The sequence below is a fragment of the Brytella acorum genome (assembly GCF_029309905.1).
Lineage (GTDB): Bacteria > Pseudomonadota > Alphaproteobacteria > Acetobacterales > Acetobacteraceae > Brytella > Brytella acorum.
Map to the genome: position 1 here is coordinate 35,099 of NZ_JARBJP010000003.1, position 25,328 is coordinate 60,426.

22 protein-coding genes and 1 tRNA gene are annotated in these 25,328 nt (G+C 62.8%); 4 read left to right on the forward strand and 19 right to left on the reverse strand.

Annotated elements, in window-relative coordinates; genetic code table 11:
- Positions 1–7: 7 nt before the first annotated feature.
- From PWM43_RS06585 to PWM43_RS06595, 3 genes are all read right to left on the reverse strand, one after another.
- Positions 8–1,498 carry an HlyD family type I secretion periplasmic adaptor subunit gene (locus tag PWM43_RS06585; protein ID WP_289841792.1) on the reverse strand — a complete coding sequence of 497 codons (1,491 nt, stop codon included), beginning with the start codon at positions 1,496–1,498 and terminating at the stop codon, positions 8–10.
- Entirely contained in the window at positions 1,495–3,717 is a 2,223-nt protein-coding gene (locus tag PWM43_RS06590) for a peptidase domain-containing ABC transporter (RefSeq protein WP_394356049.1), read from the reverse strand. The genes PWM43_RS06585 and PWM43_RS06590 overlap by 4 nt, the downstream gene beginning before the upstream one ends.
- A 169-nt stretch (positions 3,718–3,886) precedes the next feature.
- Positions 3,887–4,309: a hypothetical protein gene (locus PWM43_RS06595; RefSeq protein WP_289841793.1), complete on the reverse strand. Its 423-nt coding sequence runs from the start codon at positions 4,307–4,309 to the stop codon at positions 3,887–3,889.
- Between the two features lie 181 nt (positions 4,310–4,490).
- Between PWM43_RS06595 and metH the strand changes: the two genes are divergently transcribed.
- Complete coding sequence (gene metH, locus PWM43_RS06600) at positions 4,491–7,997, forward strand: methionine synthase (protein WP_289841794.1); 3,507 nt, start codon at positions 4,491–4,493, stop codon at positions 7,995–7,997.
- Between the two features lie 68 nt (positions 7,998–8,065).
- Here the strand turns inward: metH and PWM43_RS06605 are convergent, their stop codons facing one another.
- Positions 8,066–9,148 carry an alkene reductase gene (locus PWM43_RS06605; RefSeq protein WP_289841795.1) on the reverse strand — a complete coding sequence of 361 codons (1,083 nt, stop codon included), beginning with the start codon at positions 9,146–9,148 and terminating at the stop codon, positions 8,066–8,068.
- 124 nt (positions 9,149–9,272) lie between these two features.
- On the opposite strand from PWM43_RS06605, the gene PWM43_RS06610 reads away from it, so the two are divergent.
- A complete protein-coding gene (locus PWM43_RS06610) occupies positions 9,273–9,569 on the forward strand; it encodes an ArsR/SmtB family transcription factor (protein WP_289841796.1) in 297 nt (98 codons plus the stop codon).
- Here the strand turns inward: PWM43_RS06610 and PWM43_RS06615 are convergent.
- Entirely contained in the window at positions 9,559–9,975 is a 417-nt protein-coding gene (locus PWM43_RS06615) for a hypothetical protein (RefSeq protein WP_289841797.1), read from the reverse strand. The genes PWM43_RS06610 and PWM43_RS06615 overlap by 11 nt on opposite strands.
- A 46-nt stretch (positions 9,976–10,021) precedes the next feature.
- Here PWM43_RS06615 and PWM43_RS06620 point away from each other — a divergent pair, with 46 nt between their 5' ends.
- On the forward strand, positions 10,022–11,008 hold the full coding sequence (locus PWM43_RS06620; RefSeq protein ID WP_289842030.1) for an RluA family pseudouridine synthase: 987 nt from the start codon (positions 10,022–10,024) through the stop codon (positions 11,006–11,008).
- A 252-nt stretch (positions 11,009–11,260) separates the two neighbouring features.
- Positions 11,261–12,169, forward strand: a complete 909-nt coding sequence (gene rpoH / locus PWM43_RS06625) for an RNA polymerase sigma factor RpoH (RefSeq protein WP_289841798.1) — start codon at positions 11,261–11,263, stop codon at positions 12,167–12,169.
- 41 nt (positions 12,170–12,210) lie between these two features.
- Here rpoH and PWM43_RS06630 read toward each other — a convergent pair whose 3' ends face one another.
- From PWM43_RS06630 to ffh, 14 genes are all read right to left on the reverse strand, one after another.
- Positions 12,211–12,693, reverse strand: a complete 483-nt coding sequence (locus PWM43_RS06630; protein WP_289841799.1) for a hypothetical protein — start codon at positions 12,691–12,693, stop codon at positions 12,211–12,213.
- Complete coding sequence (locus PWM43_RS06635) at positions 12,693–14,669, reverse strand: serine/threonine-protein kinase (RefSeq protein WP_289841800.1); 1,977 nt, start codon at positions 14,667–14,669, stop codon at positions 12,693–12,695. The genes PWM43_RS06630 and PWM43_RS06635 overlap by 1 nt, the downstream gene beginning before the upstream one ends.
- A gap of 49 nt (positions 14,670–14,718) precedes the next feature.
- Positions 14,719–16,008 (reverse strand): adenylosuccinate synthase, encoded by a 1,290-nt coding sequence (locus PWM43_RS06640; protein ID WP_289841801.1) that lies wholly within the window; start codon positions 16,006–16,008, stop codon positions 14,719–14,721.
- 12 nt (positions 16,009–16,020) lie between these two features.
- Positions 16,021–17,163 carry an ATP phosphoribosyltransferase regulatory subunit gene (locus PWM43_RS06645; protein WP_289841802.1) on the reverse strand — a complete coding sequence of 381 codons (1,143 nt, stop codon included), beginning with the start codon at positions 17,161–17,163 and terminating at the stop codon, positions 16,021–16,023.
- The gene (locus PWM43_RS06650; RefSeq protein ID WP_289841803.1) at positions 17,160–18,332 is read right to left on the reverse strand and encodes a phosphoserine transaminase; all 1,173 of its coding nucleotides are present in this window, start codon (positions 18,330–18,332) and stop codon (positions 17,160–17,162) included. The genes PWM43_RS06645 and PWM43_RS06650 overlap by 4 nt, the downstream gene beginning before the upstream one ends.
- Before the next feature lie 79 nt (positions 18,333–18,411).
- A tRNA-Leu gene (locus tag PWM43_RS06655) sits at positions 18,412–18,495 on the reverse strand.
- A 66-nt stretch (positions 18,496–18,561) separates the two neighbouring features.
- A complete protein-coding gene (leuB, locus tag PWM43_RS06660; RefSeq protein ID WP_289841804.1) occupies positions 18,562–19,674 on the reverse strand; it encodes a 3-isopropylmalate dehydrogenase in 1,113 nt (370 codons plus the stop codon).
- On the reverse strand, positions 19,671–20,303 hold the full coding sequence (gene leuD / locus PWM43_RS06665) for a 3-isopropylmalate dehydratase small subunit (protein ID WP_289841805.1): 633 nt from the start codon (positions 20,301–20,303) through the stop codon (positions 19,671–19,673). Before leuD ends, leuB begins: the two co-directional genes overlap by 4 nt.
- Entirely contained in the window at positions 20,303–21,724 is a 1,422-nt protein-coding gene (gene leuC / locus PWM43_RS06670; RefSeq protein WP_289841806.1) for a 3-isopropylmalate dehydratase large subunit, read from the reverse strand. The genes leuD and leuC overlap by 1 nt, the downstream gene beginning before the upstream one ends.
- A gap of 27 nt (positions 21,725–21,751) precedes the next feature.
- Complete coding sequence (gene rplS, locus PWM43_RS06675) at positions 21,752–22,126, reverse strand: 50S ribosomal protein L19 (RefSeq protein WP_289841807.1); 375 nt, start codon at positions 22,124–22,126, stop codon at positions 21,752–21,754.
- A gap of 24 nt (positions 22,127–22,150) precedes the next feature.
- Positions 22,151–22,864 carry a tRNA (guanosine(37)-N1)-methyltransferase TrmD gene (trmD, locus tag PWM43_RS06680; RefSeq protein ID WP_289841808.1) on the reverse strand — a complete coding sequence of 238 codons (714 nt, stop codon included), beginning with the start codon at positions 22,862–22,864 and terminating at the stop codon, positions 22,151–22,153.
- Positions 22,861–23,418 (reverse strand): ribosome maturation factor RimM, encoded by a 558-nt coding sequence (gene rimM, locus PWM43_RS06685; RefSeq protein WP_289841809.1) that lies wholly within the window; start codon positions 23,416–23,418, stop codon positions 22,861–22,863. Before rimM ends, trmD begins: the two co-directional genes overlap by 4 nt.
- Before the next feature lie 29 nt (positions 23,419–23,447).
- Positions 23,448–23,789, reverse strand: a complete 342-nt coding sequence (rpsP, locus tag PWM43_RS06690; RefSeq protein ID WP_289841810.1) for a 30S ribosomal protein S16 — start codon at positions 23,787–23,789, stop codon at positions 23,448–23,450.
- Positions 23,790–23,834: 45 nt separating this feature from the next.
- Positions 23,835–25,244: a signal recognition particle protein gene (gene ffh / locus PWM43_RS06695; protein WP_289841811.1), complete on the reverse strand. Its 1,410-nt coding sequence runs from the start codon at positions 25,242–25,244 to the stop codon at positions 23,835–23,837.
- Positions 25,245–25,328 lie beyond the last annotated feature (84 nt).

The following is a 25,328-nucleotide window of genomic DNA, read 5'->3' on the forward strand; positions in this document are numbered from 1 at the left end:
GGACCATTCAGTCTCCAGACGGCTCGCGGAAGCCGTTGGTTGCGGCCGGTACGAGACGATTGAGAAAATACCGCATCAAGGTGCGCTTGCCGACGGCGACATCGGCCGTGACAGGCATACCGGGAATGGGATGGAAAAAATTCGGAACCCCGCGAAGCGTGTAGCGGTCCACCCGGATACGGATCCGGTAGGAGCCGTTCAGTTCAGCGCCATCCGGGGTCTGCCTGGTTGCGCCCTGCGAGGACGAGCCCGGCTGCCCGTCGACGGTGCCATCATTCCCGAACGCATCCGCGCTGATCGAGGTCACGGTTCCCTCGGCCCCGCCGTACTGGTCGTAAGGGAAAGTCGAAAATTTGAGGATGACGCTGTCGCCCGTCTGCACGAAGCCGACATCCTCTCCCCGAAGCATCGCTTCCGTTTCAAGGCCGTACCCGGTCGGCACGAGGGTCATGATCTGCTGGCCCGTCGTTACGACCGAACCGATGGAGTATCGCGAGATGGTCAACACGACAGCGTCTTGCGGCGCCTTCAGCAGAACCAGGCTGCCGCGCAGACGTGCTTTGTCGTAATCACTGACGGCCTCGTTCAGGTGGTGCTCGGCGAGACTCAGATCCGCGTAAATCTGGCCTTTCCATCCCTGAATGTAATTGTCCTTTTCTCCACGGGCGCCGCTCAGCTGGGAGCGATAGGAGGCTGCTTCCTCCTGTGAGGAAATCTGGGACCGCTCGGATTCCGCCAGATCGGCCTGCGCGCTCAGCGTGGAAAGCCGACTTCCCACCTGCTGATGCTGCAAATTCTGCCGCATGGTCAAAACTTCGCCGGAAATACGAGCGCGATTGCGATACATGGCCGCGTTGGCCAGCGCGCCCTCCATATGGCTTTGGAGCGCTGCGATCTGACCGTCATATTGGGCGACTTTGGCCGTATATTCCTGCTTCCGCTTTTGAAAAGCGGCGGCTTGATCAACAGAAGCCGGATTACCGACGTCGGGCTGATACTCCTTGCCGTCAGCCTCGGCACGCAGACGATCGACCTCAGCCTGATAGGAATCACGCTGCAATTTCATGTTGGTCAGATCGGCTTTGGTGAGCGTCGGATCCAGATGGGCGAGAACCTGACCCTTCTGTACGAACTGCCCCGCCCTCACGTCGATGGAGCGGACGATCGCCGTCTCCAGAGGTTGCACGACCAGGGTTGGCTCCGTGGACACCATACGCCCGGGCGCTGAAACCACCCGGTTCAACGGGAAAATGGCCGACGCGATGAGACCCGCCCCGAAAAGCGCGGCTACGATCCAGATAATGTTCTTCGCGGCGGGTGTGGGAGGCAGATTGATGAGCGCCGCGCTGGGCGAATGAAATTCCAGCAGGGCCAGCGGCATCCCGTCCTGCGAAAACGGGTCCGGGGCGCGGCGGCGAAGGTTCTTTCCTTCTGACTTCGTGGCACCATCGTTCGAAGCGTCATCAACCGGAATGAGATTGCCATCGGTCATCGTCATTCTCCTTCCGCCAGCATCGATGTCGGGCCGGGGTCTGTTCCGGCATTCTGATGCCGGTTCTGCTGCATCCAGAGTGTTCTGTAGATGTCGCAGCGCTCAAGCAGCACAGCATGAGGCGCAATGTCGACGACCCGTCCGCGATCCATGACACAAATCTGATCGCAGTCGACGAGAGACGAGAGACGATGCGAAACGATGACCATCGTACGTCCTTTGCCGATCCGTTGCAGATTGGCATTGACGAGAGCCTCGCTTTCGGGATCGAGCGCCGATGTCGCCTCATCGAGGATCATCAGTTTCGGATCACAGATCACGGCACGGGCGATCGCCAGCCGCTGCCGCTGCCCACCGGAGATATTGGTGGAACCTTCCTCGATCCAGGTATCGTAGCCTGCGGGCATGCGCTCGACGAATTCTTCGGCACCCGCAAGCCGCGCCGCGCGAACGACGTCATCAATCGTCAGCCCCGGACGCCCGGCCGTGATGTTATCGCGGATCGTCCCGCGGAAAAGGAAGTTATCCTGGAGCACCACACCAAAATTCCGACGGAGGTGGGTCAGGTTGATTTCACGCAACTCGACACCATCCAGCCGCAGATAGCCGGAATAACCACGGCTTACGCCCTGAAGCAGACGCGTGACAGTCGATTTTCCAGATCCGGAACGCCCCACGAGCCCCAGCATCGTTCCCGCCGGCACATCGAAAGTGACGTCATCGAGCGCTCGGACGGCCCCGCCAGGATAGGTGAAATTCACGGCCTGAAAGGACAGCGCACCTTTGATCACGGGGCGCATTCCTGTCGTGAGGGCCTTCGTTTCCGTCGGCTGGTTCAGCACGGCGCCCGCCTCGCCGAGCGAGGCCGAAACTTCGTTGATATCCTCGAGGAGCTTCGCAAGGTTGACCAGCGGGGCCGCGACACGTCCACCCAGCATCATGAACGCCATGAGGCCGCCAGCCGCCATGCCTCCGGGACTTTCCAGCGCCAGATAAGCTCCCACGAGGATAATGCCCCGGTTGATGAACATATCCATGGGCATGACGAGCGTCGCCGGCCAGTTGCCCATGCGTCCGGAAGCGAGTTTCCATCGCACGACATCGGCCGTGACCTCGTCCCAGCGCTCTTTCCGTGTCGGCTCCAGGGCCAGCGTCTTGACCGTTCTGATCCCGGCGACGGTCTCGTAGAGAACCGATCCGCGAGCCATTTCCGCCTCGATCGTCCGTCCGATCACTTTCGCCATGGGCGGCAGGAACAGAACGACGATAAGACCGATCAGACCTGCGCTGGCCAGGGTCATCCATGCCAGTGTGGCACTCATGTAGAAAAGCAGCGGCAGGATGACCAGAAGCGTGAACATGTCGAGGGCGGTCGTCATGAGACGACCCGTCAGAAAGTCGCGCACCTTGTAGATGGCCATATAACGGCCAAGAACACGTCCCGTCTGCTCACGCTCATAAAATTCAAGGGGAAGCGCCAGCAGACGCGCGAAAGTGTGCAGAGACATGCGCGTATCGATCCGCGTGGACATCACCAGCATCAGTTCACGGCGCGCATATGTCAGCAGAATTTCATAGAAGGACAGAATGACCACGAGGCCGATCATCGAGACGAGCGTAGACATCGAACGATAGGCCACGACCCGGTTGACGACCTGCATGACGATCAGGGCTGGTACGATCGTCAGGATGCTGAGAACCATGGACGCAATCAGGATATCGCGCAGTGACTGTTTTTCACGCAGCACGATCCGGGCAAACCAGGCAAGGTTGAAGGGCGCATCCGCCTCTGATTCGCCGCGACGCGCCTTCACAAGCAGGATATCGCCGGTCCAGACCTGCGAGAGGCGGAGTTCATCCACCGCGACTGGCGCCTCGCCTTCATCCGAGAGCGGATCCCGCAGCCAGACGATCCCGCGACCGGCGTCGGCGCGCACCATGAGAGCCGCGGACCCATCCCGGAACATCAGAACGATGGGCGGGGAGTTGTTCATTTTCACGAGGTAACGCCAGCGGATCCGCATGCCTTTGGCGACGGCCCCCTGATCGTTCAGCCAGCGCGCGAGAGATGCGGGCGACGGAGAAGCCTCGCCAGGCTCGGCCGCGAAATCATGGATATCCAGTTCGATCCCGTGGTATCGGGCGGCAGCCATGGCGGCGCGGAGACGGATATAGGCAGGCTCGGCAGAATCCGCGCTCCCCGTCACGTGCTCATTTTGATCCACAGGGAAACCTCACAAATAATCAGCAGGGACAAAAAGCAGAAGACGCGCCGCCCCCTTGGATTACGTTACAATAAAACAGGTTCGCGGTTCCCTGACATGTGCCGTTTATCCTTGCGGTCGTAAAGACTTCAATGTGACGGCTTCGCAGCAGACTGGCGATGACGGCACGTCATCGCGCGACACGCCGGGAAAGACCACTTTCGTGCATGGCGGCATCGAAACAGACTCGATAACGCGCCGCAATGAGGCGGTTCGCATTCAGTGAGGCCGCCCGTGCGGGCAGCCGCGATGGCGCTTCCAGCAGTGCCACTTCGGCAAAATCGCCGCACCGATGCCTCACCTTGTCCTGAAACAGCAGCCCAAGTGCCTGCGCCACCTCATCGCGTGACGTACAGCACGCACATGAGAGCCCATGCCCTCGCGGGACCAGCGGGGACGACTGCATCTGCCGCGTCACCAGCCAGCCATCTTCCGAGCGAACGGGGCGCAACGCGACAAGCGCCGCATGACCGCGCCGCGCAACGGCCCAGCCCGTCGTCGATGAGCAGAGCCACAGCGGAAGACGACCGTCCTTCAAACCGGCTCTCGCCATTTGGACAGGTAGCCCGCTTCCCGGCTACGATGGACGTTCCATGTCATGCTGGACATGGTATGGCCGATCTGGAAGAAGCGCCAGCCCAGAACGCCAGTTACCCAGAGTCCACCTCCTCCGGGCGGGCAGAAATGCCACGTCCTCGCATTTTCCCGAATATCCGCAGGAACAAACACGCCCGATGACCACGCGCCCCCATCTCCTCGACGCCCTGCGCGACCACGTCCTGCTCTGCGACGGAGGCATGGGATCGCGCGTGCAGATGCTCGATCTGGACGTGGAGCGCGACTATTGGGGGCAGGAGAACTGCACCGAGGTTCTGACTTTATCCCGTCCCGAACTCGTCCGTGAAATTCATCGCGGCTACTTCGAGGCTGGCGCGGACATGGTCGAGACCAACACGTTCGGCGGCTCTACGGTCACGCTCGCCGAATTCGATCTCCAGGATCGCGCGCGCGAGATCAATCGTCGTTCGGCGGAACTCGCGCGCGAAGCCGCCGAAACATTTGCCGATGGACGACACCGCTGGGTCGTGGGGTCGATCGGACCGGGTACAAAACTGCCCTCACTCGCCAATATCGACTACGACACGCTGGAGGCCGGGATCACCGAGCAGTGCCGGGGCCTCGTGGATGGGGGCGTGGACGCGTTCCTGATCGAAACCTGCCAGGACACACTTCAGATCAAGGCCGCCGTCAACGCGGCCAAGAAGGCGCGCCTCGAACTCGGCTCCGACGCGCCGATTTTCGTCCAGGTCACCGTCGAAACCACCGGCACGCTCCTTGTCGGCCCCGATATCGCCGCCGCCGCGACGGTCGTGCATGCGCTCGACGTGCCGCTGATCGGCATGAACTGCGCGACCGGCCCGCAGGAGATGGGCGAGCATGTGAAGTGGCTCTCGGAGAACTGGCCCGGCATGATCTCGCTTCAACCGAACGCGGGACTGCCGGAACTCGTCGACGGCCAGACGCGCTACCCTCTCAGCGGCGCGGACATGGCGACCTGGATGGAGCGCTATGTCGAGGAAGACGGCCTCAACCTGATCGGCGGCTGCTGCGGCACATCCATTCCCCATATCGGCGCCATGGACCAGATGCTGCGGCGACGCGCGGGCTCCGGTCTGCGTCCGTCCCCGGTCGCGCGGCGGTTTCACTGGGTACCGTCCGTAGCCAGCCTCTACAGCCAGACCACGCTGCGGCAGGAAAACAGCTATTTCTCCATCGGCGAGCGCTGCAACGCCAACGGCTCGAAGAAGTGGCGCGATCTTCAGGAGGCGGGCGACTGGGACGGCTGCGTCGCCGTCGGGCGCGAACAGGCTGGCGAAGGCTCCAATGCGCTCGACATCTGCACGGCCTTCGTGGGGCGCGACGAGATAGCGGAAATGGGCGAGGTCGTCACCCGCTTCACGTCCTCGGTCAACGCGCCGCTGGTCATCGATTCCACCGAGACCAACGTCATCGAGAGCGCGCTGAAGCTGCATGGCGGCAAGCCGATCATCAACTCGATCAATTTCGAGGATGGTGAAGGCCATGCCGAGGATCGCATGATCCTGGCACGCAGGTTCGGCGCCGCGGTCATCGCCCTGACGATCGACGAGGTCGGCATGGCGAAGACGCCCGAGGACAAGCTCCGGATCGCGGAGCGTCTCGTGGCCTTCGCCTGCGACAAACACGGCCTGCCGCAATCCGATCTGATGATCGATCCGCTGACCTTCACCATCGCGACCGGCATGGAAGACGACCGAAAGCTGGGTCAATGGACCATCGAAGGCATCCGGCTGATCCGCGAACGCTTCCCCGACATCCAGATCATCCTCGGCCTGTCCAACATTTCGTTCGGCCTCAATCCCGCGGCGCGCGCCGTGCTCAACTCGGTCTTCCTCGATCACGCCGTGAAAGCCGGGATGACGGGCGCGATCGTGCATGTCAGCAAGATCCGCCCCCTGCATCTGATCGCTGAAGAGGAAGTCAGGGTCGCCGAAGACCTCATCTACGATCGGCGCGACGCGGGTTATGACCCCCTCCAGCGCTTCCTCGAACTCTTCGCCGGTCGCAAGGCCGCGGACGCCGTGAAAAAGAAGGTCGCCGACACACCCGCCGAGCGGCTCAAGGACCGCATCGTGGATGGCGACCGCAAGGGACTGGAAGCGGATCTGGACGCGGCGATGCTCGAAATGCCGCCGCTCGACATCATCAACAACGTCCTGCTCGACGGCATGAAGGTGGTGGGCGAACTGTTCGGCTCGGGCAAGATGCAACTGCCGTTCGTTCTGCAATCCGCGGAGACCATGAAGACGGCGGTGGCCTATCTCGAACCCCATATGGAGCGTGTGGAAGGCCAGTCCCGCGCCGTCATGGTGCTCGCAACGGTCAAGGGGGACGTGCATGACATCGGCAAGAACCTCGTGGACATCATCCTGACCAATAACGGCTATAAAGTCATCAATCTCGGGATCAAGGTTCCCTTGGCCGACATGCTGTCGGCAGCGAAGGAGCATTCGGCCCACGCCATCGGCATGTCCGGCCTGCTGGTCAAATCGACCGTCATCATGCGCGAGAACCTCGATGAGATGGCGCGGCAGGGACTGGACATTCCCGTCATTCTCGGCGGCGCGGCCCTCACGCGCAATTATGTCGAGGAAGAATGCGCCCTGAGCTATGGCCAGGGTACGCCCGGCAAAGTCGCTTACGCGCGCGACGCCTTCGACGGGCTGGCGCTCATGGACAAGGTGGCGAGCCAGACATTTGACGACTATCTCGCGGCCATTCAGGCCAAACGCGCGGGCAAAAGCCGCCGGAAATCCGAGCGCGCACCCGACGCCGCCGAAAGTCGCGGCTTTACGCCTGCGGATCCCTCCGCCGCCCGGGCGCGTCGCGCGAAAATCGCTGGCACGCAGCCCCTCATCGAGCCGCCTTTCTGGGGCCCTCGCCTCGTCGAGGCTTCGCCGAACGCGATCCTGCCTTTCCTTAATGAACGGTCGCTGTATCAGTTCCAGTGGGGCTTCCGGAAACAGGGCCGCTCTCTCGACGATTTCATGCTCTACGCCAAGCAGGAACTTCGCCCGGTCCTCAAGCGGATGCTGGCGCTGACGGCGGAACTCGACGTGCTCAAGCCACAGGCCCTCTACGGCTACTGGAAAGCCGCCGGGGAGGGCAATGACCTGATCATCTTCGAAGAGGACGGTGTCACGGAGGCTGTCCGTTTCACGCTCCCGCGCCAGCCGAAGGATGACGGCGAATGCATCGCCGATTTCGTGCGCGACGTTGACGACGCGCATCGCGACGTCATCGGCCTGCAGATCGTCACCGTCGGCCAGCGGGCCTCGGACCTCGCGCGCGAGTGGTTCGAGAACAACCGCTATCAGGACTATCTCTACCTGCACGGCCTGTCGGTCGAAATGGCCGAAGCGATGGCGGAATATACGCATAAACGCATCCGCGCCGAACTCGGCTTCGCGGGCGAGGACGACCGCGACATGGAAAAAATGCTCTCGCAGGGATATCGAGGCTCACGCTTCTCGTTCGGCTACCCCGCCTGCCCCCGCCTCGAAGATCAGGAGCCCATCCTGCGCCTGCTGGATTCGGAGCGCATCGGCGTCTCGTTGAGCGACGGCTATCAACTCCATCCGGAGCAATCGACCTCGGCGCTGGTCATTCTCAACCCGCGCGCCAAGTATTTCACAATCTGAACCCCGGGAACATCGTCCGGCGCCGGGCTCGCCCTCGCTCGTGAGAGCGGCCCGGATCCGGCATGACCTCAGTCGGCGGCCGACGCTGACGGATAGTCGGTGTATCCTTCGGCACCGCGCGAATACCAGGTTTTCATGACATCCGGCGCGAGCGGAAGATCGCGCCGCAGACGCTCGACGAGATCGGGATTGGAGATGAATTTGCGGCCGAATGCGATCGCATCGGCGTGCCCGTCCGCGACAGCCTCGATCGCCGCGCCACGCGTATATTCCTGGTTGAGAACCAGCGGGCCATGGAAAACCTTGCGGATCTCGGGAGAGAGCTTGGGCTGGTCCGTACTGCCGAACGTATCGTTCGGTCCCAGTTCGCGCAGTTCGAGAAAGGCGATCCCCTTGCTGTCGAGATAACGCGCCGCGGGAACGAAGACGCTCGCGGGATCGCTGTCGATGCTTCCCTGCGAATCGCCATTGGGCGAAAGGCGGACGGCCGTTCGATCCGCGCCGATCGTTGCCGTCAGGCGATCGACGACTTCCGTGAGAAAACGCATCCGGTTCTCAGGGCTGCCGCCATAGCCATCCGTCCGATGATTGGGCCCGTCACGAAGAAATTCGTCGATCAGGTAGCCATTGGCCGCATGGAGCTGAATACCGTCAAAGCCCGCCTCCATCGCGTGTTGGGCCGCCCTCTCGTAATCGTCCAGAATCCGTGGAAAATCGTTCTCGACCAGCGGGCGGGGCGTCTCATAAGGCACCTTGCCTTCATAAGTGTGAGAATATCCCGGCGCCGCGATCGCCGAAGGTGCGACGGGCTGAAGACCGGTCACGCTGGAATGCACCATGCGCCCCATGTGCCAGAGCTGCGCGACGATCCGCCCTCCATGCTCGTGGACCGCTTTCGTCACGGGTTTCCAGGCCTCGACCTGCTCCCTGTTCCACAGGCCCGGCGCATAGGGCCAGCCCAGCCCTTCCTGGCTGATCCCCGTGGCTTCGCTGATAATCAGACCGGCGCTCGCCCGTTGCGTGTAATATTCGACCATGATCGGCGTCGGAACGTGATCGCGTGTCGCGCGGGCCCGCGTCAGGGGCGCCATGAAAATGCGGTTCGGAGCCTCAATGGCACCGATTCGAATGGGATCAAACAGGCTTGGCATCGTGCTACCCTCTGCTATAGCCGAACGAAAAATGTTCGTTCGTATTTTATCGAACTATCTACCTGTTTGAACGAGCCTGCAAGAGGGGCCCGTTATCCCATCGTTTCTGGAGTATCATGCCACCATGCCAGCCTACGACCATCCGGATGCATCGTCGATCGAACTGATGCCGGTTCTGCGCGCTCTCGCCGACCCGATCCGTCTTGAGGTGGTGCGGCATCTTGCCGGCGTGCCCTGCGCGAATTGTGCAGCCCTTCTGGGAGATCGCCCGAAATCGAGCATGTCCCACCACTTTCACGTGCTTCGGGAAGCCGGGCTGGTCCATACGGAGGCACAGGGCGTGCAACATATCAACTCCCTGCGGCGGGCCGATCTCGACGCCCGCTTTCCCGGACTTCTGGACGCGATCCTCAAGGGCTGATCCTGTTCGGTACCGGAGGCGCGAGATCGAGGCTTCCGATCACAAGCCCGGTGAGCGGATTCCAGATGACCAGACGATCCGTGTCCGTGCCTCTGACATGCACGATCACGGTTCCGTTCTGAGCCATTCGATAGGATATGATCCGACTCCCTGCCGGAACGGGCAGGGATGTCTCGACTCCCCGACCACGACCGGCATCCTCGATGCGGCCCTGGGCCATGCCATCGACGCCCCCCGCATGCGGATGCGCCGCTCGATGGACGATCACGCCGACCAGGCCCGCGACTCCCGCCACGATCATGACGCCCATCACCACGACGATGCCGAGCAGCACGCGTGATCCGCTCCCCAGCGCGAAGGCGGTCTCGGACCTGTCTGATGGGCTGACGGGCTCTCTGGATGTCATGTGGATCGTTCCCCTTGTCTGCGCCCTGCGCTACAGCACGCGGATGATGGATTCCACCCCTTCCGCGCCGCCCGAGCATGTGACGCTGAACATAGACGCGTCTTATGCGGGCCAACGCGTCGACCGTGTTCTGGCCATGATGTGCGATGGGCTGTCACGTTCACGCATCAAGGCGCTGATCGAGGATGGCCGCCTGACGTCCAACGGCGCGCCGCTCCACGAACCGGCCCATGCGGTTCGTGAGGGGGAAATCCTCAGGCTGCACGTTCCCACGGCCGCCCCCGCGCGGCCCCAGGCCGAACATCATGCCCTGCCGATCCTGTTTGAAGACCGCGATCTCATCGTGATCGACAAACCAGCCGGACTCGTCGTGCATCCGGCTCCCGGCAACGAGACGGGCACGCTCGTCAATGCGCTTCTCGGCCATTGCGGGGAGGATCTTGAGGGAATCGGCGGCGAAAAACGTCCCGGCATCGTCCACCGCCTCGACAAGGACACGTCGGGCGTCATGGTCGTCGCTAAAACACCCCTTGCCCATCAGGCGTTGTCGGAAGCGTTTGCCGCGCGAACCATGGACCGGTCCTATCTCGCCCTGGCATGGGGGCTGCTTACGGGCGACTCGTCGTTTGACGGCGCCATCGGACGCGACAGGCGCGACCGCAAACGCATGGCTGTCGTCGCGGGCCCTTCGGGAAAAGCGGCACTGACGCATGTACGCAGGCTGGACGTGTTTCACGACGCCGTCTCCCAGGTACAATGCAAACTCGCCACCGGCCGCACCCATCAGATCCGGGTGCATCTCTCCCATGCGGGCCACCCTCTCATAGGCGATCCCGTTTACCTGCGGCGCATCCCCTCTTTCGCACGCAAACTGCCATCGGACGCACGCGTCGCGGCCCTGGATTTTCCCCGTCAGGCGCTTCATGCCGCACGTCTTGGCTTTACGCATCCCCGCACCGGCGAAACGATGCTTTTCGAGACCCCCATGCCGAAAGACATGCAGGATCTCCTCGCGGTCCTGAGGGCGGATTAAAGGGGAGTAACCAAGTCCCCTTTGCGTTGACATGATGGCCCTCTCGTGCTTGTGTTCATGCTGTCCGACGAAGTGACGCTCCGCCGGAATGGACGTCTCGCCTGAGGTTGCTCACAGGAGGACCGATGGCGGGGACGTGAAGTCCCTTCCCCGCGTCATGCACGGATCGGCGGAACAGTTTGGCGCTCTCTGCTTTCTGACACCCAGAGCCACATTCTTTTCAGCATATCCGGGCAAAAGGAGCACTGAGCCATGGTCTCATCTGCCGTCATTTCCATGACCCCTGAGAGCAACCTGACGCGTTATCTTCAGGAAATCAGAAAATATCCTCTTCTGACCCAGGACGAAGAGCGCGATCTCGCGGAGCGCTGGCAGCGCGAGCACGACACGCAGGCCGCGCATAAACTCGTCACATCCCATCTGCGTCTCGTCGCCAAAATCGCCATGGGTTATCGCGGCTATGGGCTGCCCGTCGCTGAACTCATCAGCGAGGGCAATATCGGCATGATGCAGGCCGTGCGCCGGTTCGATCCGGATCGGGGCTTCCGTCTGGCTACATACGCCATGTGGTGGATCCGGGCCGCCATGCAGGAATACATTCTGCACAGTTGGTCTCTCGTCAAAATGGGCACGACGGCGGCACAGAAGAAGCTGTTCTTCAACCTGCGTCGCCTGAAAGGACAGATGCAGGCCATCGACGACGGAGATCTCAAGCCGGAGCAGGTCAACAAGATCGCGACCGAACTCGGCGTGCCCGAGCAGGACGTGGTGTCGATGAACCGCCGCCTGACTGCCCCCGATCATAGTCTCAACGCGCCGCTGCGCGTCGATGGCGAAGGCGAATGGCAGGACTGGCTCGTTGACGACAACGAGAACCAGGAACAGGTGCTCGGAGAGCACGAGGAGTTCAGCGGCCGACAGGCGCTGCTTTCTCAGGCCATGAGCGGCCTGAATGAGCGCGAACGCCATATTCTGACCGAGCGACGCCTGAAAGAAGAGCCTTCGACTCTTGAGGAGCTCTCACATCAGTACGGTATTTCGCGCGAGCGTGTGCGGCAGATTGAAGCACGCGCTTTCGAGAAGCTACAGAAGGCCATGTCCGCGCAGGTCGAAGATCGGCGGAATCGTCAGAAAGGCCATGCCGCGAAGGACGAAGCCTGATCGCTTCCGGAGCCGCGGCGACCTGGAGAAGATTTCCCGCGTCAGGATGTCTTCTCCTCTGGCAGCGGTGCGATCGGTTCGAAACCCCACTCCTCCTTCAGTACACGCGCTCTGTCCTGCAACCTGCGGATGGCGGCGGCCTGCGCCTGAGCCCTGTATAAACGCAGACCGATGACCGTGAGTTCGGAGACGAGCCACGCCAGGGCGACCGCGCCCCAATCCATGATCAGATTGCGCGGGTCCAGAAGGACATCGGTGCATGTGTCCCAGTCACCTGAGGCATCCCATATCCGCCGCACGGGATGAGTCATGGCAGCAATGACGAAGAAAAGCGCAGCTGTCGCCCGATAGCCCTCGTTCTTCGGTTCAAGAACGTAGAGCAGGAGCAGCGGCAGCCAATAAATGAAGACCACCGTTGCTGGTCCCGGCAACCATGCCACGACCAGTCCCAACACGACGCCGTGCCACCACTGCAACGGATTGCCGCGTCCGCGAAAACGCCCGGCCAGAGCTTTATCAGCCATTAGTGCAACATCTCATAAACGCAGCTGACGATACTCAGGCCAATGCCACTGCTCATGGTCACGAAGGCCGCCAGACGCCGCGTATCGGCATCCACATTCGGCATAAATGTTTTCTGATGAAGAAGCTGGCTCTCGATGGCCTCGAATTCATGCTGCGCCGTCTGCCCGGCGATACGGTCCTGGCGCAGAGCAATCGTGTTCACCACGAGATCCAGCATTTCATGGAGTATGCCGCCTTCAGATGCTTTACGCAGCTCGGTCGCACGCCGTTCGCGCTCCGAACGGGCTTGCCATATTTTCAATTCTCCGTTCAGCAGCGGAAACGTTACAGCCGCGAGACCCGGCAGCGGCGGAGAATCCGCGGATCGATGCTGTAACCAGGCCAGAAGAGCAAAGTCTTGCAGCCACAACGGCATTTCTCCCGTAGTGAGGGCGCTTCGCGGATGAAATCCCATGCGCACAGCGTGACTCTCGAGAAATGCTCGCATCTGCTCGTCAATAAGCCCGGAACGGACTGCGGTTGCCGCCGGAACATCACGTCCGGCCATGCTGGCGTCCAAAGCTTTCAGAGCCTCGGAGGCAACGACCAGTCGACGACTCAGACATAATGGAGACAGACAACGTTGCCAGATATTGCCGTCATAAATCAGTCGGCGAATACGGGCCGCGCCCTTCTGGCCCGTCCGCCGCGCCTCCTGCCCCAACTGTCTCAACTGGCTGCCAAGAAGCCCTGCCCATGACACATAATCCGTCTCTGAAGCGAGAACCTGCGTGGCAATCGCCATGCAGCTTCCTTTCGAGGCAGCGGGATTTCTTCCCGCTGCCTCGAGAGCCAGCATGGTCGGCAATGCTTCAGGCCAGAACCATTGCCCCCCGCCATAGAGCGGGGCATCCGCATCGAGCGTATGCACGATGCGGCGCAATGCCCCCCCATCCGTATCCACGCCCCCGGTGCGAACAAGTTCGATGCCAGCCGCTGCGATATCCTCGCTCAACGCCGACTCATGAAGATCCTTCTTGAGCCAGGCATCGACCTGTCGGCAGCGCAGAAGATCGACGAACTCCTCTGGGCGCCGCGTTGCAGCCCATGCCAGGGCGCGCCTCGATCGAACCATATAAGGCCCGACCGGAAGCGCCTGTCTGGTAAATTTCTCGCGCCGCACGGAAAAGAGCTTGCTGGTCTCCATGTTGACCAGATCAACAGGCGCCGGTCTCTGGCTGGGATCGTCGGACAGCATCGCTTGCAGAAGTGAGACGAGACCCGCCGGGACGGGTTGGTCCCGCAGATAGGCCTGTGGCGTGCCGAGTTCGAAACGTCGCCGAAGGATATCCTCATCGGAGAGGCCCTCCAGAGGCGCTTTGCCCAGACACAGGGTGAGAATGACGACGCCGAGCGAAAACACGTCATCGACGATCGAGCCATAGCCTCGCGCCGCCGGGGAGCAGACCGCCGATGAGAGTGATTCGAACACGAGAGGCTGAAGAAAGGCGGGCGGTGTAATCCCGAGTGGCCCGACCAGCACTTCCTGAGCGATGACGCCGGGATAAAGATTATCGGGGCGGAGATTTCGTAATGTCAGGCCAAGCTGCTGTGCCTGCATCAGAATGGAGGCGACAGGCCGGATGACGGAATTGACGATCTGACTTTCCCGCCACGGGCCGGACAGGCTCGCCAGAGACGGCCCCGACGGACGAAGAGTCAGGATCCAGGGGGCGCCCTCAAGGCGGTCATGCGCCAGAACCGGCATCAGTGCGGGGTGGCGGAAAGCCTCATATTGCTCCAGACGAGCGCTGACATCGTCAGGCGCTAGGGCCGCGTATCCCATGCCGGGAGCCAGCGGGTCCGTCGCGACAAACGCCGCGGCCCCGCCAATCGGCGGCAAAGATGTTTCCCGCAGAACCTGAAAACGACCATTGATGCGTAACTCCGCGGACGCGTCGTTATGTTGACCGGACAGATTGTCGGTACCGGACATGAATTCTCCTCTTCGGAAGCATCATGTCCTTTGCCCGGTTAAGGCTCCCTTAATCCTCGAAGGGGTCGCGCATGAGGATCGTATCGTCACGCTCGGGGCTGGTCGAAAGCAGCGTCACGGGAGCCTCGATGAGTTCCTCGATACGACGGACATACTTGATGGCCTGTGCCGGCAATTCGCCCCAGCTGCGTGCGCCCCGCGTCGTTTCCTGCCAGCCCGGCATGGTCTCGAAGACAGCCTTGACGCGGGCCTGCGCACCCGGCGCGGCCGGATAGGACGAAATCCGGCGACCATCGAGTTCATACCCGACGCAGATCCTGACCTCTTCAAATCCGTCAAGAACATCGAGTTTGGTCAGCGCGACACCATTGACCCCGCCCACCTTGACGGCCTGACGCGCCAGGACGGCATCAAACCAGCCACATCGGCGCGCGCGGCCCGTGACGGTCCCGAACTCATGGCCACGCTCTCCGAGACGCTGCCCGACCGCATCATTGAGTTCAGACGGAAACGGCCCCTCGCCCACGCGTGTCGCGTAAGCCTTGGCGATCCCGAGCACGAAACCGATCGAACCCGGTCCCATGCCGCTGCCGCTCGCAGCGACCGCCGCGACCGTGTTCGAACTCGTCACGAACGGATAGGTGCCATGATCGACGTCGAGCATCACCGCCTGCGCGCCCTCGAACAGGATGCGGCGTCCGCCGCGACGCGCTTCATCGAGCCTCTCCCAGACCGAACAGGCGAACGGCAGGACTTTGGGCGCGATATCGTCGAGATAGGCGCGCACCTCATCTTTCGTGAACGTCTTTGCGCCCAGCCCGGCCAGCAGCGTGTTGTGATGAAGCAGCAGCTCGTCGAGCTTCCAGTCGAGCGTCTCGGGTTCGGCCAGATCGCACAGACGGATCGCACGCCGCGCGACCTTGTCTTCATAAGCCGGGCCGATACCGCGCCCGGTCGTGCCGATTTTGCGCGTGCCACGCGCCGCTTCGCGCGCGCGGTCGGTCGCGACATGAACGGGCAGAATCAGCGGCACGTTCTCGGCTACCCACAGCGTCTTTGGCGTCACCGTGAGCCCCTGCGCGGAGACCCGTTCGATTTCTGAAAGGAGCGCGGTCGGATCGACCACGACACCGTTGCCGATCACGCCCGTCTTGCCCCGGACAAGACCCGAAGGCAGCAGCGAGAGCTTATAGACCTGATCGCCGACAACTAGCGTGTGACCGGCGTTGTGGCCACCCTGGAAGCGCACGACGATATCCGCGCGACTGGCCAGCCAGTCCACGATCTTGCCTTTGCCTTCATCACCCCACTGGGTGCCGATGACGGTCACATTCGACATTCTCGTTTCCTCTTAGAGACGGGTCAGATCGTTATGGGAAGCAACGTAAAGGCAGTCGAGACGACGCGCCTCCGATGCGGGATCGGCCACAGGCGCAAACCCTGCGACCGTCGCGAAGCCCTCCGCGCGCAAAGCCTGCGCGCGAGCCGCCGAAAGACCATGCGGGACATAAACCCGCTTGCGAAGCGCAATCGGCCTGGCCGCGCGCAGAAGCGCTTCCGGACGTAGCGTCAATCCGCAGGCGGGCTCACTGGCGTGAGCAAGATAGCGCCCGCCCCGGCCCAGTTCCTCACGCACGCCCCGCGCGAACACGGTCATGCAGACGCCGGTATGATATTGCCAGCCCCGGAATTCGACCGGATCGACCGTCACGCGCAGGTCCGGCGCGGCATCGGCGATCGCATGCGCGACAGCGGTGAGACGCTCTGCATGCCTGCGGGCCTCTGAAGGCAGATCGATCGTCCCGAGCGCCCTGAGAGCCGTTGCCGCCGGTCCCGCCGCGTCCAGCAGCGCCGTCAGAACCGGCGCCATGTGCCCCCCGAGCGCCGCCACCGCAGCCGCATCCTTGCGATCGACGGCATGAGCCAGCTGCGCCCGCCCCGCAGACGGAAGACCTGCGGCGTCGATCACGGCCTGAGCCAGGGCCGGGCATGAGAGATCGAAAGATACATGCGCGATCTCAAGCCGCGACAGAGCTTCCGCTGCGATGAGAACGACCTCGGCATCCGCAAGCGCCGAATCGACGCCGATCAGCTCGATTCCCGCCTGCGTGATCTGACGCTCCCCTTCGCGCCCGGGCGTCCCGAGCACGACGCATGTGCCGGTGTAGGAGAGCCGCAGAGGGCGGGGCCTGTCCGCCAGTCGGGTCGCCGCGATGCGCGCGATCTGCGTGGTCATGTCGGGCCGAAGGGCCATCATCCGACGCGAATCCGGGTCCATCAGCCGGAAGGTCTGTTCAGTCAGCGCCTCGCCCGAGCCCAGCAGAAGAGAGGCCTCGAATTCACACAGCGGGGGTCGAACCCGTTCATAGCCATGGGCACCAAAGACTTCCATGACCGTCTCGATGCCACGCGCCTCGGCTTCCGCCTCATGCTGAAGCAGGTCGATAAAACCGGATGGCAGCAACCCCACATTGGGGTCTTCGAAAGGACTCATGACGCATATGTCTTTCTGACTTCCGCATGCGCCCAGTCGAGCCAGGGCAGCAAAGCCGCGATATCATCGGCCTCCACCGTCGCCCCGCCCCAGATCCGAAGCCCCGGCGGCGCGTCGCGATAGGACGCCAGATCGAACCCCGCACGTTCCTGCGCCACGAGCGCCGCGATATCCTTCGCGGCTTTCGTCTGGTCGTCCGCGCCAAGGCACGCAAACCACGGCGCCACGATCTTCAGGCAGATGGATGTCGACGAGCGCGTTTCCGGCGACGACGCGAGAAACGTCACCCAGTCCCGTTTCGCCACCCAGGCTTCGACCACGCCCAGATTGGCGGCAGTGCGCGCCTGGAGCGCGGGAAGTCCGCCGATCGCGTCGGCCCAGCGCAACCCGTCCAGCGCATCTTCGACGCAGAGCATGGACGGCGTATTGATGGTATCGCCCTCGAAAATGGCCTCGATCAGGCCCTTGCGGTTCGACAGGCGAAAAATCTTCGGCAACGGACGGATCGACGGCGCCGCCAGGCGCGCGGCGGCGCGCGGACTGATGGCGACCATCCCGTGCGCCGCCTCGCCGCCAAGAACCTTCTGCCAGGACCACGTCACGATATCGAGACGATCCCAGGGCAGATCCATCGCGAACGCCGCCGAGGTCGCATCGCAGATCACGAGCCCGTCATGCTCGGCCGGCACGACATCCGGCCCCGGCATCCGCACGCCGGACGTCGTGCCGTTCCAGGTCAGCACGACATCGCGGGACCAGTCGACCGCTTCCAGATCCGGCAACGCCCCATAAGGCGCCTCCAGAACGCGCAGATCGTCGATCCGCAGGATCTCCCGGAGGTCCCGTGCCCATTCGCCCGAAAAACTCTCGAAAGCCAGCACATCCACGCCGCGTTGCCCGGCCAGAGCCCAGAGGATCATTTCCACCGCACCCGTATCCGATCCGGGCACGATTCCCAGACGCCACCCTTCCGGCAGCCCCAGAAGATCGCGGGAGCGGGTGATGACCTCTTTCAGGCGTGCGCGGCCTTCGGGCGCGCGATGAGACCGTCCCAGCAGGGCCCCGTTCAGAACGTCCAATGACCAGCCCGGCCTTTTGGCGCACGGCCCTGATGAGAAAAACGGCCTGGCGGGACGAACGGTGGGCTTGGTGGAAGATTGTTCTGACATCGCTCGATCCGCGCTGAAACGCAGCACGATACGCTGCGGAACCGGAAGCCCGCTTCAAGGGGCGACCTGCGATAAAGGTTGGTGCGAGAGGGGGGATTCGAACCCCCATGCCTTGCGGCGGTCGATTTTGAGCCGACTACGTCTACCGTTCCGTCACTCTCGCCCGGACAGGTGCCCTTATAGGCAATCCATCCGAAAAGCAAAGCGCCATCCTGCGGCGCGGGCGGGTTCAAACCGCGCTTTTTGCCAATTCATTGACGATGGCGTCACCCATCACGCTCGTGCTGACCTGCGCCTTGCCGTCCGACATGATATCGACCGTGCGCAGCCCGCTCTCGAGCACGGACGAGACGGCCTTCTCGATCATGGCGGCGTCGTCCTCACGCTTGAAGGAATAGCGCAGCAGCATCGCGAAGGAGAGGATCTGGGCAATCGGATTGGCGATGCCCTTGCCCGCGATATCAGGCGCCGAGCCATGAATCGGCTCGTAAAGCGCATGCCTTCGGCCATCCGCCCGCTCGCCACCGAGCGTGGCCGAGGGCAGCATCCCCAGCGAACCCGTCAACATCGACGCCAGATCCGAGAGTATATCTCCGAACAGATTGCCCGTCACGATGACGTCAAACTGGCGCGGATTGCGCACAAGCTGCATGGCGCAGTTATCGGCGAGCATGTGTGAGAGTTCGACATCGGCATATTCGCGCTTGTGCAGATCGGTGACGACTTCCTTCCAGAGAAGGCCGCTTTCCATCACGTTGCATTTCTCGACGGAGCATACGCGATTGCCGCGCACACGCGCGAGATCGAAAGCCACGCGCGCCACGCGTTCGATTTCCGGCGTCGTATAGACTTCGGTGTTCACGCCGCGTTTCGTACCATCCGCCAGCGTCTCGATGCCACGAGGCTCGCCGAAATACACGCCGCCGACGGTTTCGCGGACGATCATGAGATCGAGACCGCGGACCACCTCGGCCTTCAGCGTACTCGCATCCACCAGCGCATCGAAAACGATCGCGGGACGCAGATTGGCGAAAAGCTCCAGATCCTGACGCAGCCGCAGGATGGCCACCTCGGGACGCTTGTCGAAACCCACATGCGACCAGGCCGGGTCCCCGACCGAGCCGAACAGCACCGCATCGGCCTCACGCGCGAGAGCCACGACCTCATCACGGATCGGCACGCCATGACGCGCAAGAGAGGCTCCGCCAACCAGTTCTTCCGCGATATCGAGCTTCAATCCGCGATGCGTCTGCATCCACTGCACGACTTTCGCGACTTCACGCATGACCTCGGGGCCGATGCCGTCACCCGGCAGGACAAGGAGTTTTTTCACGTCGCTCATGAGCCGCTTCCCAGCACGATCTTCGGCATCCAGGGCTTTTCCTTTGCCCGCTCGCTCTCATAGGCGGAGATATCCCCCTCATGGCGGAGGGTGAGGGCGATATCGTCCAGCCCCTCGATCAACATGTGACGACGGAAAGGGTCCACGACAAACGGAATTTCCTCGCCGTCAGGACGCACGACGACCTGACGCTCGAGATCGACCGTAAGACGGGCATTCGCGCCCATCGTCGCGTCCGACATCAGCGCGTCGCAGATTTCACGCGGAAGCTGGATCGGCAGAATGCCGTTCTTGAAACAGTTGTTATAGAAAATATCGGCGAAGCTGGGCGCGATGACGCAGCGCACGCCAAAATCGAGAAGCGCCCATGGCGCATGCTCGCGGGACGAGCCGCAGCCGAAATTATCATAGGTCACGAGAATTTCGGCGTGTCGATAAGGCTCGCGGTTCAGAACGAAATCGGGCCGTTCCTGACCGTCGGCGTCATAGCGCTGGGCGGCGAAGGCGAATTTGCCAAGTCCGGTGCGCTGGATGGTCTTGAGAAATCGCGCCGGAATGATCTGGTCGGTATCGATGTTCTCGTTGGGCATCGGCGCGGCAACGGCCGTGAGCGTCGTGAATTTTTGCATCACAGAGCCTCCGCAACACCGGAAAATACGCGCACATCCGTCAGACAGCCGGTGACGGCCGCGGCCGCGGCCATGGCGGGCGAGCAGAGATGCGTCCGGCCACCCGGCCCCTGTCGCCCCTCGAAATTACGGTTCGAGGTGGAGGCGCAGCGTTGTCCCGCCGTCAGCCTGTCCGGGTTCATGCCCAGACACATCGAGCACCCCGCTTCCCGCCATTCGAAACCGGCATCGAGAAACACCCGGTCCAGCCCCTCGGCTTCGGCCTGCGCCTTGACCAGCCCCGAACCCGGGACGATCAGGGCGCGCACACCCTCGGCGACCTTGCGGCCACGCGCGATATCGGCGGCGGAACGCAGATCCTCGATACGGCTGTTCGTGCAGGAACCGATGAAGACCACATCGACCTTCGTACCCGCGATCTTCTCGCCGACCTTCAGACCCATATAGTCCAGCATGCGGCGCCACGCTGCGGCCTGCGCCGGATCATCACAGGACTCGGGATCGGGGATGACGCCATCGATCGGCAGGACGTCTTCGGGGCTGGTCCCCCAGGTGACATTCGGCACGATATCCTCGGCGCGAAGGAAGACTTCGGTATCGAAAACCGCATCCGCGTCCGTCGTCAGGGTGCGCCAATACGCGCAGGCCAGTTCGAACGCGTCATCCTTCGGGGCGAAAGGACGGCCGCGCACATAGTCGAACGTCGTATCGTCCGGCGCCACCAGCCCTGCCCGCGCGCCCGCTTCGATCGACATGTTGCAGATCGTCATGCGTCCGGCCATATCGAGCGCGCGAATGGCGGACCCCGCGAATTCGATGACATGTCCGGTCCCGCCCGCGGTCCCGATCCTGCCGATGATGGCCAGCATGATGTCCTTGGCGGTGACGCCGGGGCCGACCTGCCCCTCGACGGTCACACGCATGTTCTTCGCGGGCTTCTGCAGGAGCGTCTGCGTCGCCATGACGTGCTCGACTTCGGACGTGCCGATGCCGAACGCCAGAGATCCCATGGCGCCGTGGGTGGAGGTGTGGCTGTCGCCGCACACGATCGTCATGCCCGGCAGGGAAATGCCCTGCTCGGGTCCGACGACATGCACGATGCCCTGCTGGGGAGACTGAAGCGGAAAATAAGGGACACCGAATTCCCTGACATTGCGCTCCAGCGTCTCGACCTGAAGTCGGCTTTGCGGCTCCTCGATCGGCTGGCTGCGGTCGGTCGTCGGCACGTTATGATCGACGACCGCAACCGTCGCCTCCGGATGCCGCAGACGGCGCCCGGTCATCCGCAGGCCTTCGAAAGCCTGCGGACTGGTCACTTCATGAAGAAGATGCCGGTCGATATAGAGGATGCAGGTCTCGTCTTCGAGACGCTCAACGACATGGTCGTCCCATATCTTGTCGAACAGCGTACGCGCCGCCATGCACCCTCTCCTTCTTTCGGCCCGGTCTTACGACGCGACCACGTCGCGGGGACGCTCGGCGATACGCGCGGACTTACCACGGCGACCACGCAGATAGTACAGCTTCGCGCGACGGACCTTCCCGCGACGCACGACTTCGATTTCCGCGATGCTCGGCGCATAAAGCGGGAAAATACGCTCGACGCCTTCACCGTTCGAGATCTTGCGAACCGTGAAGTTGCTGTTCAGACCCTTGTTGGAGCGTGCGATGACAACGCCCTCATAGGCCTGAACGCGCTGGCGCGTGCCTTCGATGACGCGCACGCCGACGCGGACGGTATCACCGGCCTGGAACTCCGGAACGGCGCGAAGAGCGCTCAGACGCTCGATTTCGCGCGCCTCATACTGCTGGACAATGTTCATGATGTGACTCCCAAAACAGAAACTTCAATGCACCCGCTCCGTCCCGTTCTGAGCGGCCCCGTAGGCCGCCCACAGGTCGGGACGTCGGGTTTTCGTAAACTCGACGGACTGTTCATGACGCCATGCCGCGATGGCCGCATGGTGGCCGGACAGCAGAACCTCCGGCACATCCATGCCTTCCCACGAAGCCGGCCGCGTATAATGCGGGTATTCCAGAAGCCCGTTGCCGAAGCTCTCTTCCGCATCACTCTGCTCAGACCCCATGACGCCCGGAAGAAGGCGCACACAGGCGTCCAGCAGTGTCATGGCCGGGATCTCACCGCCCGACAGGACGAAATCCCCCATCGAAAGCTGCTCGACCTCGCAGCGAACCAGCGCCCGCTCGTCGATTCCTTCGAAACGACCGCACAACACCACCACGCCGGGACCACCCGCGAAACGCCGCGCATCCTGCTGCGTGAAACGCTTGCCACGCGGCGTCGGATAGATGACCGGTCGGCCTTCGGCGGAAACCGCCTCAAGCGCGGCGGCCACGACGTCAGGCCGCATCACCATTCCAGCGCCCCCGCCAAACGGCGTGTCATCGACCGCGCGATGCCGACCGAGACCATGCGCGCGCAGATCATGCGACCGGCACGACCAGACGCCCTGCTCCAGGGCCCGTCCCGCCAGAGACATTCCCAGCGGACCGGGAAACATCTCGGGAAAGAGCGTGAGGATGTCGGCGCGCCAGCTCATGCGCGCACCTCCACATCCCCGGCACCCGACAGGTCGCCCTCGACCTCGATCTCGACCGGCGGCACGACCGTCACGACACCGCCCGCGATGTTCACCTCCGGCACGCAGGCCAGGGTGAACGGAACGATGAAGTCGCGCGGGCCACCCGCGACTTCGAGACTGACACCCGCGCCATAGTCATGCACTTCCCGGATCTGACCGAGAAGCTCGCCGTCGCGGTCCCGCGCTTCGAGACCGACGAGATCCACATGGTAGAACTCATCACCCTCGGGCTCGGGCAGCCGGTCCCGCTCGACGAACAGCTTGACGTTCGTCATGCGGGCGGCCGCGTCCCGGTCCGCCAGAAGCCGACCCGACGCGTCGCGCAGCGCGGCGATCCCCGCGCCATGCCATTCGACCGACCACGCACGCCCCTGGACGTCATGAAGCGCACCGAGATCCTCGACGGTCGCCGGGTCTTCGGTTGCCGCATGCAGATGGACAAGCCCCTTCACGCCGTGCGGACGACCGACGGTCGCGACGAGAATGTCACGGGAGGCTGCTGAAAGGCTCATGGTGGCGGGACCGGTTCGCGACTTCGAAATCAGGCCGCGGCCTTGGCCTTGGCCGCCGCACGTTCCTGAGCGGCTTTCTTCGGCGCGGACTGCTTGGGCTGCTCAGCCCAGGTCGGCTTCGGAGCCAGACCGGCATTACCGAGGAAGCGGGCGACGCGATCGGTCGCCTGAGCGCCTTCCGACAGCCAGTGCTTGATGCGCTCGTCGTTCAGGCGGATACGATCCGCGTGCTCGGACGGGAGCATCGGGTTGTAGGCGCCGACCTTCTCGATGAAACGGCCGTCGCGCGGGCTGCGGCTATCGGCAATGACGATGTGGTAGTAAGGGCGCTTCTTGGCGCCGGCGCGCGCGAGGCGGATCTTCAGGCTCATGGTGAACTCCAGATATAGTGAAACCAGTGAAATGAATGCTGACGGTCAGCGGCGCGGGAAGCCCCCGCCGCCGAAACCGCCGCCGGGCGCGCCGCCGGGACCAGCGCCCGACATCAGCCCGGAAAGCATCTTCTTCATGCCACCGAGGCCCATCTTGTTGATGCGCTTCATCATCGTGGACATGTCGTCGAACTGCTTGAGCAACTTGTTGACGTCCTGCACGGTCGTTCCCGATCCGGCAGCGATACGCTTTTTGCGCGACGCCTTGAGGATGGCTGGCGTCTTGCGCTCATCCTTCGTCATCGAAGAGATGATCGCCTGATGCTTGCGGAAAATGGCGACGGCGTCAGCGTCCTTGCTCTCAAGGATATCCTTCATCTTGCCCATGCCGGGAAGCATGCCCATAATGCCGGAAATCGAGCCCATCTTGTTGATCTGGCGAAGCTGGGAGGCATAATCGTCAAGATCGAACTTGCCCGCCATCATCTTCTTGGCGACGCGTTCACCTTCCTCGTGGTCCAGCGTCTCGGACGCCCTCTCGACCAGACCGGCGATGTCGCCAAGACCCAGGATGCGCCCCGCGACGCGCTCGGGATAAAACTCCTCAAGCGCTTCGAGCTTCTCACCCGTGCCCACGAGCTTGATCGGAGCGCCCGTCACGGCGCGCATGGACAGCGCCGCGCCGCCGCGGGCATCGCCGTCCATGCGGCTCATCACGACGCCGGTGATACCGACGGCCTCGTTGAAGCGCTGGGCGGTGTTCACGGCGTCCTGACCCGTCATCGCATCGACGACGAGCAGGGTTTCCACAGGACGGGTCGCCTCGCGTACGTCGCGGACTTCCTGCATCAACGCTTCGTCGATCGACAGTCGACCGGCGGTATCAAGGATGACGACGTCATAACCTTCGCGACGCCCGACATCGAGCGCACGACGCGCGATCTGCACGGGCCCCTCACCCGACACGATCGGCAGCGAACCGACGCCCGCGCGCTCGGCCAGTTGCTGCAACTGAAGCTGGGCGGCGGGACGCTGCACGTCGAGCGACGCCAGCAGAACCTTGCGGCGATCCCGCTGACTGAGGCGCAGAGCGATCTTGCCCGATGTCGTGGTCTTGCCCGAACCCTGCAAACCCACCATCAGGATCGGGACCGGCGCGGGGGCGTTCAGATCGAGCGGAACCGCTCCGGCACCACCGAGCGCGTCGATGAGCGCGTCATTGACGATCTTGGCGACGGCCTGACCGGGAGAAATGCTCTCCAGCACTTCATGCCCGACAGCGCGCTCACGGACCTTGTTGACGAAATCACGAACGACGGGGAGCGCCACGTCAGCGTCCAGCATCGCCAGACGGACTTCGCGCATCGCCTCGGCGACGTCATCCTCCGAGAGCTTTCCACGCTTGGAAAGCCCCTCGAAAACGCCGGACATCTTGCCAGAAAGCGATTCGAACAACGAACTCGGCCCCATTCCAAAAGAAAACGCGCCACTGCGCGAGCCTTCGCGAGGTGGCGTTCCTGAATTTCCCGTTGGGGTATG

Coding starts and splice junctions, on each gene's coding strand:
- rpsP (WP_289841810.1), bottom strand. CDS start 23,789: ATGAGCCTGAAGATCCGCCTCGCGCGCGCCGGCGCCAAGAAGCGCCCT.
- PWM43_RS06645 (WP_289841802.1), bottom strand. CDS start 17,163: ATGAGTCCTTTCGAAGACCCCAATGTGGGGTTGCTGCCATCCGGTTTT.
- leuC (WP_289841806.1), bottom strand. CDS start 21,724: ATGGCGGCGCGTACGCTGTTCGACAAGATATGGGACGACCATGTCGTT.
- PWM43_RS06635 (WP_289841800.1), bottom strand. CDS start 14,669: ATGTCCGGTACCGACAATCTGTCCGGTCAACATAACGACGCGTCCGCG.
- leuD (WP_289841805.1), bottom strand. CDS start 20,303: ATGCAAAAATTCACGACGCTCACGGCCGTTGCCGCGCCGATGCCCAAC.
- PWM43_RS06650 (WP_289841803.1), bottom strand. CDS start 18,332: ATGTCAGAACAATCTTCCACCAAGCCCACCGTTCGTCCCGCCAGGCCG.
- rplS (WP_289841807.1), bottom strand. CDS start 22,126: ATGAACATTGTCCAGCAGTATGAGGCGCGCGAAATCGAGCGTCTGAGC.
- PWM43_RS06630 (WP_289841799.1), bottom strand. CDS start 12,693: ATGGCTGATAAAGCTCTGGCCGGGCGTTTTCGCGGACGCGGCAATCCG.
- rimM (WP_289841809.1), bottom strand. CDS start 23,418: ATGAGCCTTTCAGCAGCCTCCCGTGACATTCTCGTCGCGACCGTCGGT.
- leuB (WP_289841804.1), bottom strand. CDS start 19,674: ATGAGCGACGTGAAAAAACTCCTTGTCCTGCCGGGTGACGGCATCGGC.
- PWM43_RS06605 (WP_289841795.1), bottom strand. CDS start 9,148: ATGCCAAGCCTGTTTGATCCCATTCGAATCGGTGCCATTGAGGCTCCG.
- trmD (WP_289841808.1), bottom strand. CDS start 22,864: ATGAGCTGGCGCGCCGACATCCTCACGCTCTTTCCCGAGATGTTTCCC.
- PWM43_RS06620 (WP_289842030.1), top strand. CDS start 10,022: ATGGATTCCACCCCTTCCGCGCCGCCCGAGCATGTGACGCTGAACATA.
- metH (WP_289841794.1), top strand. CDS start 4,491: ATGACCACGCGCCCCCATCTCCTCGACGCCCTGCGCGACCACGTCCTG.
- PWM43_RS06640 (WP_289841801.1), bottom strand. CDS start 16,008: ATGTCGAATGTGACCGTCATCGGCACCCAGTGGGGTGATGAAGGCAAA.
- PWM43_RS06585 (WP_289841792.1), bottom strand. CDS start 1,498: ATGACGATGACCGATGGCAATCTCATTCCGGTTGATGACGCTTCGAAC.
- PWM43_RS06615 (WP_289841797.1), bottom strand. CDS start 9,975: ATGACATCCAGAGAGCCCGTCAGCCCATCAGACAGGTCCGAGACCGCC.
- rpoH (WP_289841798.1), top strand. CDS start 11,261: ATGGTCTCATCTGCCGTCATTTCCATGACCCCTGAGAGCAACCTGACG.
- PWM43_RS06610 (WP_289841796.1), top strand. CDS start 9,273: ATGCCAGCCTACGACCATCCGGATGCATCGTCGATCGAACTGATGCCG.
- PWM43_RS06595 (WP_289841793.1), bottom strand. CDS start 4,309: ATGGCGAGAGCCGGTTTGAAGGACGGTCGTCTTCCGCTGTGGCTCTGC.